The following is a 15,789-nucleotide window of genomic DNA, read 5'->3' on the forward strand; positions in this document are numbered from 1 at the left end:
CCCTGCTGCGGCTGCGGGGCCTGGGGCTGCGGCGACTGCGGCTGGAAGGGCGCGGGCGCCGCCTGCTGGCCCGGCGGGTAAGGCTGCGGCGCCTGCGGCGGGCCGCCGTACGCACCGGGCTGGCCGTGCTGTCCCGGCTGACCCGGTTGACCCGGCTGTCCCGGCGCCGGGTAACCGCCTTGCTGGGGTGCCGGATAGCCGCCCTGCTGCGGTTGCTGGGGCTGCTGCGGCGGGGGGTAACCGCCCTGCTGCGGCGGTGGCGGCGCGGGGTAGCCGCCCTGCGGAGCGCCGTAGGGGCCGTAGCCGGGACCGGCCTGGCCGCCGCCCTGGACCGGCATCGGCGGTGCCTGGTGCGGCGGCGGGTTGGCCCCGTCGGCCGTCCACAGACCCTGCGCCTGCTGGGCGCGCGTGAAGTCCTCCGCGACCATCGCCGACAGGTTGAAGTACGACTCGCGGGTCTTGGGCCGCATCATGTCGAGGTCGACCTCCGCGCCCGCGGCGAGGTGTTCGTCGAAGGGCACCACCTGGACGCCGCGGCAGCGGGTCTGGAAGTGCGCCACGATGTCGTCTACCTTGATCATCTTGCCGGTCTCCCTGACCCCCGAGATGACCGTGATGCTCCGCGACACCAACTCCGCGTACCCGTGCGCCGACAGCCAGTCCAGCGTGGTGCTCGCGCTGGACGCGCCGTCCACAGACGGCGTCGACACGATGATCAACTGGTCGGCGAGGTCGAGGACTCCGCGCATCGCGCTGTACAGCAGACCGGTGCCGGAGTCCGTGAGGATCACCGGGTACTGGCGGCCCAGCACGTCTATCGCCCGCCGGTAGTCCTCGTCGCTGAACGCCGTCGAGACCGCCGGGTCCACGTCGTTCGCGATGATCTCGAGCCCCGACGTCGCCTGCGAGGTGAACCGGCGGATGTCCATGTAGCTGTTGAGGTACGGGATCGCCTGTACGAGGTCGCGGATCGTCGCCCCCGTCTCGCGCCGCACCCGGCGGCCGAGGGTGCCCGCGTCCGGGTTGGCGTCGATCGCCAGGATCTTGTCCTGCCGTTCGGAGGCCAGCGTCGAGCCCAGCGCGGTCGTCGTGGTCGTCTTGCCCACGCCGCCCTTGAGGCTGATCACCGCGATCCGGTAGCACGACAGCACCGGTGTACGGATCAGCTCCAGCTTCCGCTGCCGCTCCGCCTCTTCCTTCTTGCCGCCGATCTTGAACCGCGACGGCTGCGCGTTCGCGCCCGCGCGCCTCGGCTTGGGCGGATTGCGCAGCAGCCGGTCCGACGACAGCTCCACGGCCGCCGTGTAGCCGAGCGGCGTGCCGCCCTGTGTCGTGGGCTGCCGCTGGTCGGGCGTGACGGTGGGCCAGCCGCCCATCCGCGGGTCGGCCGGTGCCGCCGGCTGCGGCTGCGGAGGCTGCGGGGCCTGCTGCTGACCCTGCGGGCCGGGCCGCGCGGGCTGCTGTGGCTGATGCGGCTGCCCCGGCTGCGGGAAGCCGTAACCGCCCTGCTGCGGCAGCGGCTGGAGCGGCGCCGCCTGATCCTGGCCCGGCTGCGCGTGCTGCGGGAAGCCGTAACCGCTGCCCTGCGCGGGACCCGCGCCGTGCTGCGGCGCCACCGGCTCGTGCGGCAGCCCCGACGGTACGGGGCCCGCTGTGTACGGCTGCGGCCCGCCCTGCGGCGGCGCTCCGAAGCCGGTCGGCGCGGGCAGATTCCGCTCTGAGGCGTCCTGCGGCACCGCGTCGTTCGGCTCGGGCACCGCGTCCTGCGGCTCCGGAGCCTGCGGCGGCTGGACCTGAGCGGGCGGCGGGACCGGGGCGTGCGGCGCCGAGGGCGGCGGGAAGCCGTACCCCTGGCCCTGCGGCGCGTCCGGCGTCCCCGCGACCGGCGCGGGCGGCTGCGCTTGAGGCTGAGGCTGAGAGTGGGACTGAGAGTGGGGCTGCGGCTGGGCGTAGCCGGTCGGCGGCACAGGCTGGCCCGGCTGCTGGCCCGACTGCTGGCCCGGACCTGGCTGCGCGGCGGCCGGGGGCTCCTGGCGGGCCGGGAGATTCACCGGCTGCCCGGTCGGCGGCGGGAAGCTCTGCAACGGCGCCGCTGCCGCAGGACCCGCGTTCCCCTGCTGCGCGGGCACGGCGGGCGCGGCGGGCGGGAAGCCGTATCCCTGCTGGGGTGCGGCGGGGGCGTCGGCGGCCGGGGGGAAGCCGTATCCCTGTTGCGGGGCAGGTGGGTTGGGGCCGCCGGGGTGCAGCGGTGCGGCCGGCGGCGCGGCGGGCTCGCCGGTCGGCGGCGGGAAGCCGTAACCCTGCTGGGGTGTCGGCGGGTTGGGGCCGCCCGGGTGGAGGGGCGCTGCGGGAGTGTCGGCGGCCGGGGGGAAGCCGTATCCCTGTTGCGGGGCAGGTGGGTTGGGGCCGCCGGGATGCAGCGGTGCGGCCGGCGGCGCGGCGGGCTCGCCGGTCGGCGGCGGGAAGCCGTAACCCGGCTGGGGTGCTGGCGGGTTGGGGCCGCCCGGGTGGAGGGGTGCTGCGGGAGTGTCGGCGGCCGGGGGAAAGCCGTATCCCTGTTGCGGTGCCGGCGGGTTCGGGCCGCCGGGGTGCGGGGGGGCGGCCGGAGGGGCCGTTGGAGCGTTGGCTGCCGGGGGATAGCCGTAACCCTGTTGCGGTGTCGGCGGGTTGGGGCCGCCCGGGTGGAGGGGCGCTGCGGGGGCGTCGGCTACGGGCGGGAAGCCGTAACCCTGTTGCGGGGCGGCCGGGGAGCTGTCCGGGGTGGGACGCGAGGGCTCCGCGCGCTCGAAGTCCGGGGGGAGCGGCGGTACGGGTCCGCGCGGTGCGCCGGGCGCCCACGGGTGGGCGTCCGCCGCGCCGGGCAGCGGCACCCAGACCGGGGCACGGGGCGCGGCCGGGGCCTCCTCAGCCTCGGGCTCCGAGGGCTCCGAGGGCTCTGACGGCTCCGAAGCTTCCGACGCCTTCGCGGCAGCGGGCGCGGGCGCGGGCGCGGCGGGCTTGGCCTCCGCGGGCTCGTCGTCGTCGGCGGACGAGGACGTAGAGGACGTAAGAGAGGACGCGGCAGGCTTCGCGGGCTCCGGCGGCTTCCGCTTGCCGGCCTCACGCTCCTCGACCTCGCGCCGCAGCGCGGCGGCGGAGAAACGCACCGTGGCGTCAGGCACGCCGTCCTCGCGGCCCCCGAAAGCGGGGAATCCCGAACCACCGGGCGTACCGGACCCCGGCGCGGAAGCCCGTACCGGCTCCGGCCCGGTCGTGCCCGCGGCTCCAGCCGCAGGCACGGACTCGGGGTCCCGCCTCGCCGCATCTTCCGAGCGGTCCGAGCCGTCCGGGCCTGCCGACGCGCGCGCGGGCTCGCCCGCCGACTCGGCCGACTCGGCGCGCGGAACCGGGATCGACGGTACGGCCGCGGCCGACCAGGACGGTTCGGCCGCCGCCGCCGAAGGACCAGGCGTGGGCGTGGGCAGCGACGGCACGGCGGCGGCGGACCACGACGAACCCGACGAACCCGACGAACCGGCCGCGCCACCCGTCAGGCCCGCCCCCGGCCCGGAGCCGGGAACAGAAGCGGGGGAGGCACCGGCGGCACCCGTATCCGAGCGCCGGTCCGACCGGGCACCCGTCTGCGGGCCCGAGCCTGTGAAGGACCCGGAATCCGTGACAGGAACGGAACCGGAACCGGCGCCCACGCCGGATCCCGGGCCGCTCTCCGCCGCCTTGTCGGCGTCGTCGGCGTCCGCGGAGCCGCCCGCGTCTCCCATGTACCAGGCGGGCGCCGCGTCACCCAGGCTGAACTCACCCGTGTAGTCGGCGTCGCCCCGGTCCTCGACAGGGCCGGCCCCGCCCACGCGGCTGTCGTCCCGATCGCTGCTCACAATGCCTCCTGGTCTGCTGCTTCACCGTGTCCCCGCGACGAGTCCGGCCCGGGAAAGGCCGCTCGTCGGCGCGGGACACCGTCGCGGGACCGCACCGCTGCGCGCATACCCACGCATCCCATGTCCGATCCCCCTCCCCGTCAGGGGCAAGACTAATCGTCGGTAGCCTTCCGATGTCAGGCCCGCCCTCATGGGTGAGTGCCCCTCGCACAGCACCCTCACGCGCCGGGCGGCATCCCTGCCCGCGCCCGGAGACGACCTGCCCGCGCCCGGAGATGACCCGCGGGTAAGCGGACCGCCGCGGGCTGGTACTCTGGGTGACGGTCACGTGTGTGTTCACACCCCGTGATCCCGCGCCTCGCGAGTCAACGAAGCATCCCCCGCGATGAATACCGGGGGCGCTCGGAGGCCACTGATACCTGAGGAGTCCGTATGTCGCTCGACGTCGAGACGAAGAAGCAGATCATCGCCGAGTTCGGTACCAAGGAGGGCGACACGGGCTCCCCCGAGGTCCAGGTCGCTCTGCTCTCGCGCCGTATCTCGGACCTGACCGAGCACCTCAAGACCCACAAGCACGACCACCACTCGCGTCGTGGTCTGCTGATCCTGGTCGGCCAGCGCCGCCGTCTGCTGCAGTACCTGGCCAAGAAGGACATCACGCGCTTCCGTGAGCTCCGCGAGCGCCTCGGCATCCGTGCCGGCGCCGCGGGCGTTCGCTAAGACGCCGTGGAGGGGGAGCGGTACCCGCGAGTCGGGGCCGCTCCCCCTTTGCCGTATACGCGATATCCGCCTGATACGCGATACGCGCCGTGTACGCGCCGTGTACGCGCAGAGCATTGCCGTAGTGGCCATATACGCGCCGAGCGACGAAGCGCGCACATGAAGTGCGTGATGTCTCCGTCGTCTGGTGCAATGGTTAGCAAGTATCAAGTATGAGGAGGAGCGTCCTCCTGATCGCCGAACAGCCGGTCCTCGGTAGTGGCCTCCGGAAGACACACGCCCCGGAGGCTTCGATCGAAGACCGGCACCGGTAACAGGACGCCCCTCCACCGATGGCCCGCCAGGGAAACGCCCTGCGGGCATGGACGAGGAGAATCCCCATAGTGGAGAACGAGACCCACTACGCCGAAGCCGTTATCGACAACGGCACGTTCGGCACCCGCACCATCCGCTTCGAGACGGGCCGCCTGGCCCGTCAGGCCGCCGGCTCCGCCGTGGCCTACCTGGACGACGACACCATGGTGCTGTCGGCCACCAGCGCCTCGAAGCATCCCAAGGAGCACTTCGACTTCTTCCCCCTCACGGTGGACGTCGAGGAGCGCATGTACGCGGCCGGCCGGATCCCCGGTTCCTTCTTCCGCCGCGAGGGCCGCCCCTCCGAGGACGCGATCCTCACCTGCCGGCTGATCGACCGCCCGCTGCGCCCGTCCTTCGTCAAGGGCCTGCGCAACGAGATCCAGGTCGTCTGCACGGTCATGGCGCTCAACCCCGACCACCTGTACGACGTGGTCGCGATCAACGCCGCCTCCTGCTCCACGCAGCTCGCGGGCCTGCCCTTCTCCGGCCCGATCGGCGGCGTCCGCGTCGCCCTCATCAAGGGCCAGTGGGTCGCGTTCCCGACCCACAGCGAGCTCGAGGACGCCGTCTTCGACATGGTCGTCGCGGGCCGCACCCTTGAGGACGGCGACGTCGCGATCATGATGGTGGAGGCCGAGGCCACCGCCAAGACGATCCAGCTCGTCGCGGGCGGCGCCGAGGCGCCGACCGAGGAGATCGTGGCCGCGGGCCTCGAAGCCGCCAAGCCGTTCATCCGGACGCTCTGCAAGGCGCAGTCCGAGCTGGCCGCCAAGGCAGCCAAGCCCACCGGCGAGTTCCCGATCTTCCTGGACTACCAGGAGGACGTGTTCGAGGCCCTGGAGTCCGCCGTCACCGGCGAGCTGGCCCAGGCGCTCACCATCCCCGGCAAGCAGGCCCGTGAGGCCGAGCTGGACCGCGTCAAGGGTCTGGCCGCCGAGAAGCTCCTCCCGCAGTTCGAGGGCCGCGAGAAGGAGATCTCCGCCGCGTACCGCTCGCTGACCAAGAAGCTGGTCCGGCAGCGCGTCATCAAGGACAAGGTCCGTATCGACGGCCGCGGCGTCACGGACATCCGTACGCTGGCCGCCGAGGTCGAGGCCATCCCGCGCGTGCACGGCTCCGCGCTGTTCGAGCGTGGCGAGACCCAGATCCTGGGCGTCACCACCCTCAACATGCTCCGCATGGAGCAGCAGCTCGACACCCTGGCGCCCGAGACCCGCAAGCGCTACATGCACAACTACAACTTCCCGCCGTACTCGGTCGGCGAGACCGGCCGCGTGGGCTCGCCCAAGCGCCGCGAGATCGGCCACGGCGCGCTCGCCGAGCGCGCCCTGATCCCGGTCCTGCCGACCCGCGAGGAGTTCCCCTACGCGATCCGTCAGGTCTCCGAGGCGCTCGGCTCCAACGGCTCCACGTCGATGGGCTCGGTCTGCGCCTCCACCATGTCGCTGCTGAACGCCGGTGTGCCGCTCAAGGCCCCCGTCGCCGGTATCGCCATGGGCCTGATCTCGCAGGAGATCGACGGCGAGACGCACTACGTGGCGCTCACCGACATCCTCGGCGCCGAGGACGCGTTCGGCGACATGGACTTCAAGGTCGCCGGCACGAAGAACTTCGTGACCGCGCTCCAGCTCGACACCAAGCTCGACGGCATCCCCGCCTCCGTGCTGGCCGCCGCGCTGAAGCAGGCCCGTGACGCCCGCCTCCACATCCTCGATGTGATGAACGAGGCCATCGACGTCCCGGACGAGATGTCCCCCAACGCCCCGCGGATCATCAGCATCAAGATCCCCGTGGACAAGATCGGCGAGGTCATCGGCCCCAAGGGCAAGATGATCAACCAGATCCAGGAGGACACCGGCGCCGACATCTCCATCGAGGACGACGGCACGGTGCTGATCGGCGCCACCGAGGGCTCGCAGGCCGAGGCGGCCCGCGCGGTGATCAACCAGATCGCCAACCCGACGATGCCCGAGGTCGGCGAGCGCTACCTGGGCACGGTCGTGAAGACGACCACCTTCGGCGCGTTCGTCTCGCTGATGCCCGGCAAGGACGGCCTGCTGCACATCTCGCAGATCCGTAAGCTCGCCGGCGGCAAGCGCGTCGAGAACGTCGAGGACGTTCTCGGTGTGGGCGCCAAGGTGCAGGTCGAGATCGCCGAGATCGACCAGCGCGGCAAGCTCTCGCTGATCCCGGTCATCGAGGGCGAAGACGACGCCGAGGACGCGAAGGACGAGTCCGAGAAGTGACGACCCGCTCCACCGCAGTGACGGCCCGCCCCTCCACCAAGGGGCGGGCCGTCCGCACGCGGACCCTCCTCCCGGGCACCGACGGCATCGGGACCGTACGGCGCAGCGTCCTGCCCGGCGGGCTGCGCGTCGTCACCGAGACGCTGCCCACCGTCCGTTCCGCCACCTTCGGCATCTGGGCGGGCGTCGGCTCCCGCGACGAGACCCCGGTGCTGAACGGCGCCACCCACTACCTGGAGCACCTGCTCTTCAAGGGCACGGAGCGCCGCAGCGCACTGGACATCTCCGCGGCCGTGGACGCGGTCGGCGGCGAGATGAACGCCTTCACGTCCAAGGAGTACACCTGCTACTACGCGCGGGTGCTCGACACCGATCTGCCGCTGGCCATCGACGTGGTCTGCGACATGCTCACCGGGTCGCTGATCCGCCAGGAGGACATCGACGCCGAGCGCGGCGTCATCCTGGAGGAGATCGCGATGACCGAGGACGACCCCGGCGACCAGGTGCACGACCTGTTCACCACCGCGATGCTCGGCGACACCCCGCTCGGCCGCCCCGTCCTCGGCACCGTCGAGACCATCAACGCGCTCACCCGCGACCAGGTCGCCCGCTTCTACAAGCGGCACTACGACCCCACGCGGCTGGTCGTCGCCGCCGCGGGCAACGTCGACCACGCGGCCGTCGTCCGCCAGGTCCGCCGCGCCTTCGAGGACGCGGGCGCCCTGCACGACCCGGACGCCGTCCCGCTGGCGCCGCGCTCCGGCAGCCGTACGCTCCGCGCCGCGGGCCACCTCGAACTGCTCGACCGGCGCACCGAGCAGGCCCATGTCGTCCTCGGCATGCCCGGCCTGTCGCGCAACGACGACCGGCGCTGGGCGCTCAGTGTGCTCAACACCGCGCTCGGCGGCGGCATGAGCTCCCGGCTCTTCCAGGAAGTGCGCGAGAAGCGCGGTCTGGCCTACTCGGTGTACTCGTACACCTCGTCCTTCGCGGACTGCGGCCTCTTCGGCGTCTACGCGGGCTGCCAGCCGCGCCGGGTGCCGGAAGTGCTCAAGATCTGCCGGGACGAGCTGCACCAGGTCGCGGAACACGGCCTGACCGACGAGGAGATCGGCCGCGCGATCGGCCAGCTCTCCGGCTCCACGGTGCTCGGTCTTGAGGACACCGGCGCGCTGATGAACCGGCTCGGCAAGAGCGAGCTGTGCTGGGGCGAGCAGCTGTCCGTCGACGACCTGCTCGGCCGGATCGCCGCGGTGACCCCGGACGACGTGCGCGCGGTGGCCCGCGATGTACTGGGCCAGCGGCCGTCGCTGGCCGCCATAGGGCCGCTCAAGGAGAAGCAGAGCGCGCGCCTGCGCGAGGCGCTCGCGTAGCGGAACGGCTCGCGGGAGCCGCGGCGCGCGGCGTCAACCGATGCCAGACACCGATGCCAGACACCGATGCCAGACACCGATGTGAGTTGCGAAGGACGAGGACAGGACAACGATGAGCAAGCTCCGTGTGGCCGTCATCGGCGCCAAGGGCCGGATCGGATCAGAGGCGGCACGCGCGGTCGAGGCGGCCGATGACCTCGACCTCGTCGCGGCGATCGACCGCGACGACCGGCTGGAGACACTGACCGAGTCCGGTACGCAGGTCGCCGTCGACCTGACGCACCCCGACGCCGTCATGGGCAATCTGGAGTTCTGCGTCGGCCACGGCGTCCACGCCGTGGTCGGCACCACGGGGTGGACCCCGCAGCGGCTCGACACCCTGCGCGGCCAGCTCGCCGCCTCGCCCGCCACCGGGGTGCTCATCGCGCCGAACTTCTCCATCGGCGCCGTCCTCACCATGCGCTTCGCCCAGCAGGCCGCCCGCTGGTTCGAGAGCGTCGAGGTCATCGAACTGCACCACAACCGGAAGGCGGACGCCCCCAGCGGCACCGCCACCCGTACCGCGCAGCTCATCGCCGCCGCCCGCGCGGAGGCGGGCCGCGCCCCGCAGCAGGACCCCACCACCCACGCCCTGGACGGCGCCCGCGGCGCGGACGTCGACGGTGTCCCGGTGCACTCGGTACGGCTGCGCGGCCTGCTCGCCCACCAGGAGGTGCTCTTCGGCGACACCGGCGAGACCCTCACCATCCGGCACGACTCGCTGCACCACAGCAGCTTCATGCCGGGCATCCTGCTCGCGGCCCGTACCGTGCCCGGTGTCCCCGGCCTCACCTTCGGCCTGGAACACTTCCTCTCGGACGACCACCGCGCGCTTCAGCCGGACGAGGGCTGACGCGGAGGACCGAACCGGAGGACGGAAACCGTCATGCGCGCCAAACTCAGCTACGCCGTGTCCGCGGTCGTGCTGGTCTTCTACTTCGTGCTGGTCGGCGAACGCGGGGTGCTGCTCATCGCGGACGGCCGCCCGGTCACCGTCGTCTTCGGCGTCGCCGTGCTCGTCCTGCCGCTGATCGGCGCCTGGTTCCTCTGGCACACCACCCAGTTCGCCCGCCACGCCGGACGGCTCGGCCGTGAACTGGAGGCTGAGGGCGGCCTGCCCGTGGACGAACTGGTCCGTACGCCCAGCGGCCGGATCGACCGCGACTCGGCCGACGCGGTGTTCGCCAAGCGGCAGGCAGAGACCGAGGCCGCGCCGGACGACTGGCGCAACTGGTTCCGCCTCGCCGTCGCGTACTTCGACGCCCGCGACACCCCGCGGGCCCGCAAGGCGATGCAGCGGGCCATCGCGCTGCACGACGGACGCGAGGCGCGCGAGCGGGTCTAGCCAGTCGTGACCAGGCGGCCGTGACCAGGCGCGCCTTCTCGTACGGGTGGTGCCCGGTCAGTTTCATCCGCGCCGTGCACCCGGGAGGGTGAAGCTGAGCGCGGCTCAGCGCAGTTCGGCGGCCCAGCCCTCGATGGCGTCGGCGGCGAGGTCGAACGCCTCGACCCGGCCGAGGAAGTCCGCGTTGTGGTCGGTCAGCATCGGCCGCAGCGGACGCCCCCCGCGCCGGGTGATCACCAGCGCCTGCCCCTGCACGCTGCGCGGCAGCCCCAGCACCCGCACCGGCTGCTGCGCCGTGCGCACCGAGACCACCTGGCTCCACGACACCGTCGAGGTGGAGAAGAACTCCACCTGGCGCAGGCCCTTCCCGCTCACCCACACACCCACGCGCAGCAGCCGCAGGGTGACCGCGATGATCACGAACGCCGAGAGCAGGCATGTGACGCCGCCCTGCCCGCTTCCCGCGGCGACCATGATCAGCGCGGCGAACAGCAGATACGAGGCCAGGATCAGCAGCAGCGCCGCGGTCGCGACCCGCCACGGTCCTGGACGGTAGGGCCGCATCCAGCGGTCCTGCTCGGCGTGCGGCAGCGCACGTCCGGGCGTGAGCTCATCGACGAAGGCGGTGGTGGAATTGTGGGGGAGGGACACGCGGGGAATCCTCTTCGGGTTTCCGGCAGCTTCCGGCGGCTTCCGGCACGAGCGGGCTATGACGGGTGAGGCTAGCCCGCCGCGCGGCGCCGCGGCTACCTCGGGTCGTCCGATCGGCCCTGGCCCGCCCGACGAACGCTGTCATACGGAGCGAATAGGCTGGCGCCGCACGACAGAACAGCCGCCCAACCGCACAACGGCTCAACCGCACAGCCGCCAAGCAGGAAGGACCTCGGGTGCCGACCGAGACCACCACCGGGACCACCGTCCCCGTCCAGTTCCGTGACGACGTGACCGTCGACCTCGTCAAGCACAGCGCCTCTGACGGCGACGTCCTGTGGGCGGCCCGGGTCTCCACCGCCGGAGAGCAGTCCCTCGAAGAGCTGACCAAGGACCCCGAGCGCTCCAAGGGCCTGATCAACTACCTGATGCGCGACCGCCACGGCAGCCCCTTCGAGCACAATTCCATGACCTTCTTCGTCAGCGCCCCGATCTTCGTCTTCCGCGAGTTCATGCGCCACCGCGTCGGCTGGTGTCTGGCGGGCGACACCGAGATCACACTGGAGAGCGAGGGGGGCAGTCTCCGTCGGCGGCAGATCAAGGACCTCTACGACCTGTGGCACCACGGCGTGGAGGACCGCATGCCGCTCTCCGTCGGAGGCGCCACGTGGCACGCCAGAGCGGGCAAGTGGATGGCCCAGGTCCTTTGGCAGGGCGAGAACCACTACCTGGGGCTGTACGAGAGCCGGGAGGCCGCCGACAGCGCGATGGCGGAATTCCGGGAGGAGCACCCCGGCGCCCGGCTGCGCAGGCTCGAATCGGTTCACCGCGACCAGGTGCGGTGCTACGACGAGGACACGCTCCGGGCCCAGCGTGCGCGGATCGTCGATGTCATGGAATCCGGAGTCAAGTCCCTCATCCGGATCACCACGCGGAGCGGCCGTACGCTGCGCTGCTCGGTGGATCACGCCGTCCTCACCCCCGACGGCTGGCGCAAGGCGGGCGAGTTGGCGGCAGGGGACGCCGTGATGACCGCCGGGACGGCGCCCAGTCCCTCCGAGGGGCTTGTGCCGCCCAGCCTGCGACGGGGTATCGGCGTGTGGACGTCGATGCAGCGGACCCGGCTCATCGCGGAGACGGATACGTGCCACCTGTGCGCGCGGACCTTCCCCCGGGAGTCGCTGGCTCTTGACCATGTTGTTCCCGTCGGCGGAGACCTGACGAAGGCTCTCGACGAGCGGAATCTGGCCCCGGCCTGCGAGGACTGCCACGCCACGAAGAGCGCGAGCGAGCAGGCGCTGGCCCAGCACGGCGGCACGATCGGGGTGGCCGTGCCCGACGCGATCGTCGACATCGCCGACGACGGGGAGGAGATGACGTACGACCTGTCCGTGGCCGGTCCCTGGCACAATTTCCTCGCCAACGGGATCGTCGTCCACAACTCGTACAACGAGGAGTCCGGCCGCTACCGCGAGCTGCAACCGGTGTTCTACGTGCCGGGGCCCGAGCGGAAGCTGGTGCAGCAGGGGCGGCCGGGGAAGTACGAGTTCGTGCACGGCACCGCGGAGCAGCACGAGGCCGTGCGGGGGGCGATGGAGGAGTCGTACGCGCATTCGTACGCGGCGTACCAGGAGATGCTGGCGGCCGGGGTGGCCAGGGAAGTGGCGCGGGCGACGCTGCCGGTCGGGTTGTTCTCGTCGATGTACGCGACGTGCAACGCGCGGTCGCTGATGCACTTCCTGGGGCTGCGGACGCAGCACGAACTGGCGGCCACGCCGTCGTTCCCGCAACGGGAGATCGAGATGGTGGGGGAGCGGATGGAGGCCGCGTGGGCGGGTCTGATGCCGCTGACACACGCGGCGTTCAACGCGAACGGCCGGGTGGCACCGTAACGGCCGGAACCGATCGGCGCGACCGCAGTCAAATGTCCGAAGTGTTCAGATTGCAGGCATTCGTGAAGTTCATCTAGGCTGCTGAAACGGACTCCGGCGTTGCTTGAACCCCCGAGCAGGCACCGCCGGAGTCCTTTGCGCAGGTCCCGAGGCTGCATGCCCGTACACACACCGAGTAGCGTGGACCCATGGCTCCGACCTCCACCCCCACGGCCCCCTTCGGGCGGGTCCTGACCGCAATGGTCACGCCGTTCACCGCGGACGGCGCCCTCGATCTCGACGGCGCGCAACGGCTCGCCGCCCACCTCGTGGACGCCGGGAACGACGGTCTCGTCGTCAACGGCACGACCGGGGAGTCGCCCACCACGAGCGACACGGAGAAAGCCCAGCTCGTGCGGGCCGTCGTGGAAGCCGTCGGAGACCGCGCCTTCGTCGTCGCCGGAGCCGGCACCAACGACACCCGGCACAGCACGGAACTGGCCCGCCAGGCGGAAAGCGCTGGCGCCCACGCCCTGCTCGCGGTGACGCCGTACTACAACAAGCCCCCGCAGGAGGGCCTGTACCGGCACTTCACCGCCATCGCCGACGCCACCGGGCTGCCCGTCATGCTCTACGACATCCCCGGCCGCAGCGGCGTCCCCATCGACACCGAGACCATCGTCCGGCTGGCCGAACACCCCCGGATCGTCGCCAACAAGGACGCCAAGGGCGACCTCGGCGCCGCGAGCTGGGCGATGTCCCGCAGCGGCCTGGCCTGGTACTCGGGCGACGACATGCTCAACCTGCCGCTGCTCTCCATCGGCGCCACCGGCTTCGTCTCCGTCGTCGGCCACCTGGTCTCCGCCGAGCTGCGCGCGCTCCTCGACGCGTACACCAGCGGCGACGTCGCCAAGGCCGCCGAGATCCACCAGCGACTGCTGCCGGTCTACACCGGCATGTTCCGCGCCCAGGGCGTCGTCACCGCCAAGACCGCCCTCGCGCTGCGCGGACTGCCCGCGGGCCCGCTCCGGCTTCCGCTCGTGGAGCTGGACCAGGCCGCCACAGAACTGCTCAGGAGGGATCTCGCCGCAGGCGGGGTAGACCTCTGACCACAGACTTCACAACTTAATAGGTCCGAACACGCACAACCGCACAACGGAACAACCGCACAACGGAACTACCGCACAGCCGACGATGCGCACTGCCGCACACGTACGGAAAAACACGATGTCACGCGCGCCGCGACCCAGGAGGGCCCGGCGGCGCGCGTGGTAGGGAGAGACTTTTGAGCCATCCGCACCCCGAACTCGGCCCCCCGCGGACCCTGCCCGACGGCGGCCTCCGTATCACCCCGCTCGGCGGCCTCGGAGAAATCGGCCGCAATATGACGGTCTTCGAATTCGGCGGCAAGCTGCTGATCGTCGACTGCGGAGTGCTCTTCCCCGAGGAAGAGCAGCCCGGCGTCGACCTGATCCTGCCGGACTTCAGTTCCATCAGGGACCGCCTCGACGACGTCGTCGGCGTCATCCTGACCCACGGCCACGAGGACCACATCGGCGCAGTCCCCTTCCTCCTGCGGGAGAAGGACGACATCCCGCTGATCGGCTCCAAGCTGACCCTCGCCCTGATCGAGGCCAAGCTCCAGGAACACCGCATCCGGCCGTACGTGCTGGAGGTCAAGGAGGGCGAGCGCGAGCGCATCGGCCCCTTCGACTGCGAATTCGTCGCCGTCAACCACTCCATCCCGGACGCGCTGGCCGTCGCCATCCGCACCCCGGCGGGCATGGTCGTCGTCACGGGCGACTTCAAGATGGACCAGCTCCCGCTGGACGGCCGCCTGACCGACCTGCCGACCTTCGCGCGGCTCGGCGAGGAAGGCATCGACCTGCTCCTCGCGGACTCCACCAACGCCGAGGTCCCCGGCTTCGTCGCACCCGAGCGCGACATCTCGCAGGTGCTCAGGCAGACCTTCGCCAAGGCGGACAAGCGGATCATCGTGGCGAGCTTCGCCAGCCACGTCCACCGCATCCAGCAGGTTCTGGACGCCGCGCACGAACGCGGCCGCAAGGTCGCCTTCGTCGGCCGCTCGATGGTCAGGAACATGGGCATCGCCCGCGACCTCGGCTACCTCAAGGTGCCCAGCGGACTCGTCGTGGACGTCAAGGTCCTCGACGACCTGCCGGACGAGAAGGTCGTCCTCGTCTGCACCGGCTCCCAGGGCGAGCCCATGGCCGCCCTGTCCCGGATGGCGAACCGCGACCACCAGATCCGGATCGTCGAGGGCGACACCGTCATCCTCGCGTCCTCCCTCATCCCGGGCAACGAGAACGCGGTCTACCGCGTGATCAACGGCCTCACCCGATGGGGTGCCAACGTTGTCCACAAGGGCAACGCCAAGGTCCACGTCTCCGGCCACGCCTCGGCCGGCGAACTGCTGTACTTCTACAACATCTGCAAGCCGCGCAATCTGATGCCGATCCACGGCGAATGGCGACACCTGCGTGCCAACGCCGATCTCGGCCAGCTCACCGGCATCCCCAAGAACCGCTGCGTCATCGCGGAGGACGGCGTGGCCGTCGACCTCATCGACGGCGTCGCCAAAATCGCGGGCAAGGTCCAGGCCGGTTACGTGTACGTCGACGGTCTCTCCGTCGGCGACATCACGGAGTCGTCGCTGAAGGACCGCCGCATCCTCGGAGAAGAAGGCATCGTCTCGGTCTTCGTGGTGGTCGACTCGACCACCGGCAAGATCGTCGGCGGCCCGAACATCCACGCCCGCGGTTCGGGGATCGAGGACGACGCATTCGCCGCCGTCATCCCCAAGATCGAGGAGGGGCTGTCCCGTTCGGCCTCCGACGGGGTGATGGAAGCACGCCAGATCCAGCAGCTCATCCGCCGCTCGGTCGGCAAATGGGTCTCCGACACCTACCGTCGGCGACCGATGATCCTCCCTGTGGTGGTTGAGGTCTGACGCCTCGTCAACCACTGGACCAGGAGCGGGCCCCCGGATTTGCATCCGGGGGCCCGCTCCAGTACGTTGGCACAACCGCCTCGACGAGACCCGCGGAAACGTGTGTGCTCGAAATGGGGTTGGTAATTCCGACCGAATAGCTTCTGCTAAAGTCGGAGACACGACGAAGGGAAAGCCCGGAGGGCCGGTGAAACGGTCTGAAGGAAGCTTCCGTTCCTTGAGAACTCAACAGCGTGCCAAAAGTCAACGCCAGATATGTTGATACCCCGTCTCGTTACGAGACGAGGTTCCTTTGAAGAACAGAACACAGCGAGGACGCTGTGCGCGACTGGGATTATTCCTCC

10 protein-coding genes are annotated in these 15,789 nt (G+C 71.1%); 8 read left to right on the forward strand and 2 right to left on the reverse strand.

Features of this window, described 5'->3' with window-relative positions:
- The coding region (locus BGM09_RS08465; protein ID WP_317452595.1) for an SCO5717 family growth-regulating ATPase at positions 1 to 3,872 on the reverse strand (3,872 nt) is incomplete at its 3' end.
- 432 nt (positions 3,873 to 4,304) lie between these two features.
- On the opposite strand from BGM09_RS08465, the gene rpsO reads away from it, so the two are divergent.
- The 5 genes from rpsO to BGM09_RS08490 all read left to right on the forward strand — a co-directional run bounded on the left by rpsO (position 4,305) and on the right by BGM09_RS08490 (position 9,952).
- Positions 4,305 to 4,592 (forward strand): 30S ribosomal protein S15, encoded by a 288-nt coding sequence (rpsO, locus tag BGM09_RS08470; RefSeq protein ID WP_033173003.1) that lies wholly within the window; start codon positions 4,305 to 4,307, stop codon positions 4,590 to 4,592.
- 383 nt (positions 4,593 to 4,975) lie between these two features.
- Positions 4,976 to 7,195: a polyribonucleotide nucleotidyltransferase gene (locus BGM09_RS08475; protein ID WP_188280842.1), complete on the forward strand. Its 2,220-nt coding sequence runs from the start codon at positions 4,976 to 4,978 to the stop codon at positions 7,193 to 7,195.
- Positions 7,192 to 8,568 (forward strand): M16 family metallopeptidase, encoded by a 1,377-nt coding sequence (locus BGM09_RS08480; protein WP_188280843.1) that lies wholly within the window; start codon positions 7,192 to 7,194, stop codon positions 8,566 to 8,568. The genes BGM09_RS08475 and BGM09_RS08480 overlap by 4 nt, the downstream gene beginning before the upstream one ends.
- A 112-nt stretch (positions 8,569 to 8,680) precedes the next feature.
- A complete protein-coding gene (dapB, locus tag BGM09_RS08485) occupies positions 8,681 to 9,460 on the forward strand; it encodes a 4-hydroxy-tetrahydrodipicolinate reductase (RefSeq protein WP_188280844.1) in 780 nt (259 codons plus the stop codon).
- A 33-nt stretch (positions 9,461 to 9,493) separates the two neighbouring features.
- Positions 9,494 to 9,952: a hypothetical protein gene (locus BGM09_RS08490; protein ID WP_188280845.1), complete on the forward strand. Its 459-nt coding sequence runs from the start codon at positions 9,494 to 9,496 to the stop codon at positions 9,950 to 9,952.
- A 105-nt stretch (positions 9,953 to 10,057) separates the two neighbouring features.
- Here BGM09_RS08490 and BGM09_RS08495 read toward each other — a convergent pair whose 3' ends face one another.
- The gene (locus BGM09_RS08495) at positions 10,058 to 10,603 is read right to left on the reverse strand and encodes a hypothetical protein (protein WP_188280846.1); all 546 of its coding nucleotides are present in this window, start codon (positions 10,601 to 10,603) and stop codon (positions 10,058 to 10,060) included.
- 236 nt (positions 10,604 to 10,839) lie between these two features.
- Here BGM09_RS08495 and thyX point away from each other — a divergent pair, with 236 nt between their 5' ends.
- The 3 genes from thyX to BGM09_RS08510 all read left to right on the forward strand — a co-directional run bounded on the left by thyX (position 10,840) and on the right by BGM09_RS08510 (position 15,445).
- Positions 10,840 to 12,495 (forward strand): FAD-dependent thymidylate synthase, encoded by a 1,656-nt coding sequence (thyX, locus tag BGM09_RS08500; RefSeq protein WP_188280847.1) that lies wholly within the window; start codon positions 10,840 to 10,842, stop codon positions 12,493 to 12,495.
- A 188-nt stretch (positions 12,496 to 12,683) separates the two neighbouring features.
- On the forward strand, positions 12,684 to 13,583 hold the full coding sequence (gene dapA, locus BGM09_RS08505; RefSeq protein ID WP_188280848.1) for a 4-hydroxy-tetrahydrodipicolinate synthase: 900 nt from the start codon (positions 12,684 to 12,686) through the stop codon (positions 13,581 to 13,583).
- A 176-nt stretch (positions 13,584 to 13,759) separates the two neighbouring features.
- Positions 13,760 to 15,445: a ribonuclease J gene (locus tag BGM09_RS08510; protein ID WP_188280849.1), complete on the forward strand. Its 1,686-nt coding sequence runs from the start codon at positions 13,760 to 13,762 to the stop codon at positions 15,443 to 15,445.
- The last annotated feature ends 344 nt before the right edge of the window (positions 15,446 to 15,789 follow it).

It is taken from the genome of Streptomyces sp. CBMA29 (genome assembly GCF_014596445.1).
In the GTDB taxonomy this organism is placed as follows: Bacteria; Actinomycetota; Actinomycetes; order Streptomycetales; family Streptomycetaceae; genus Actinacidiphila.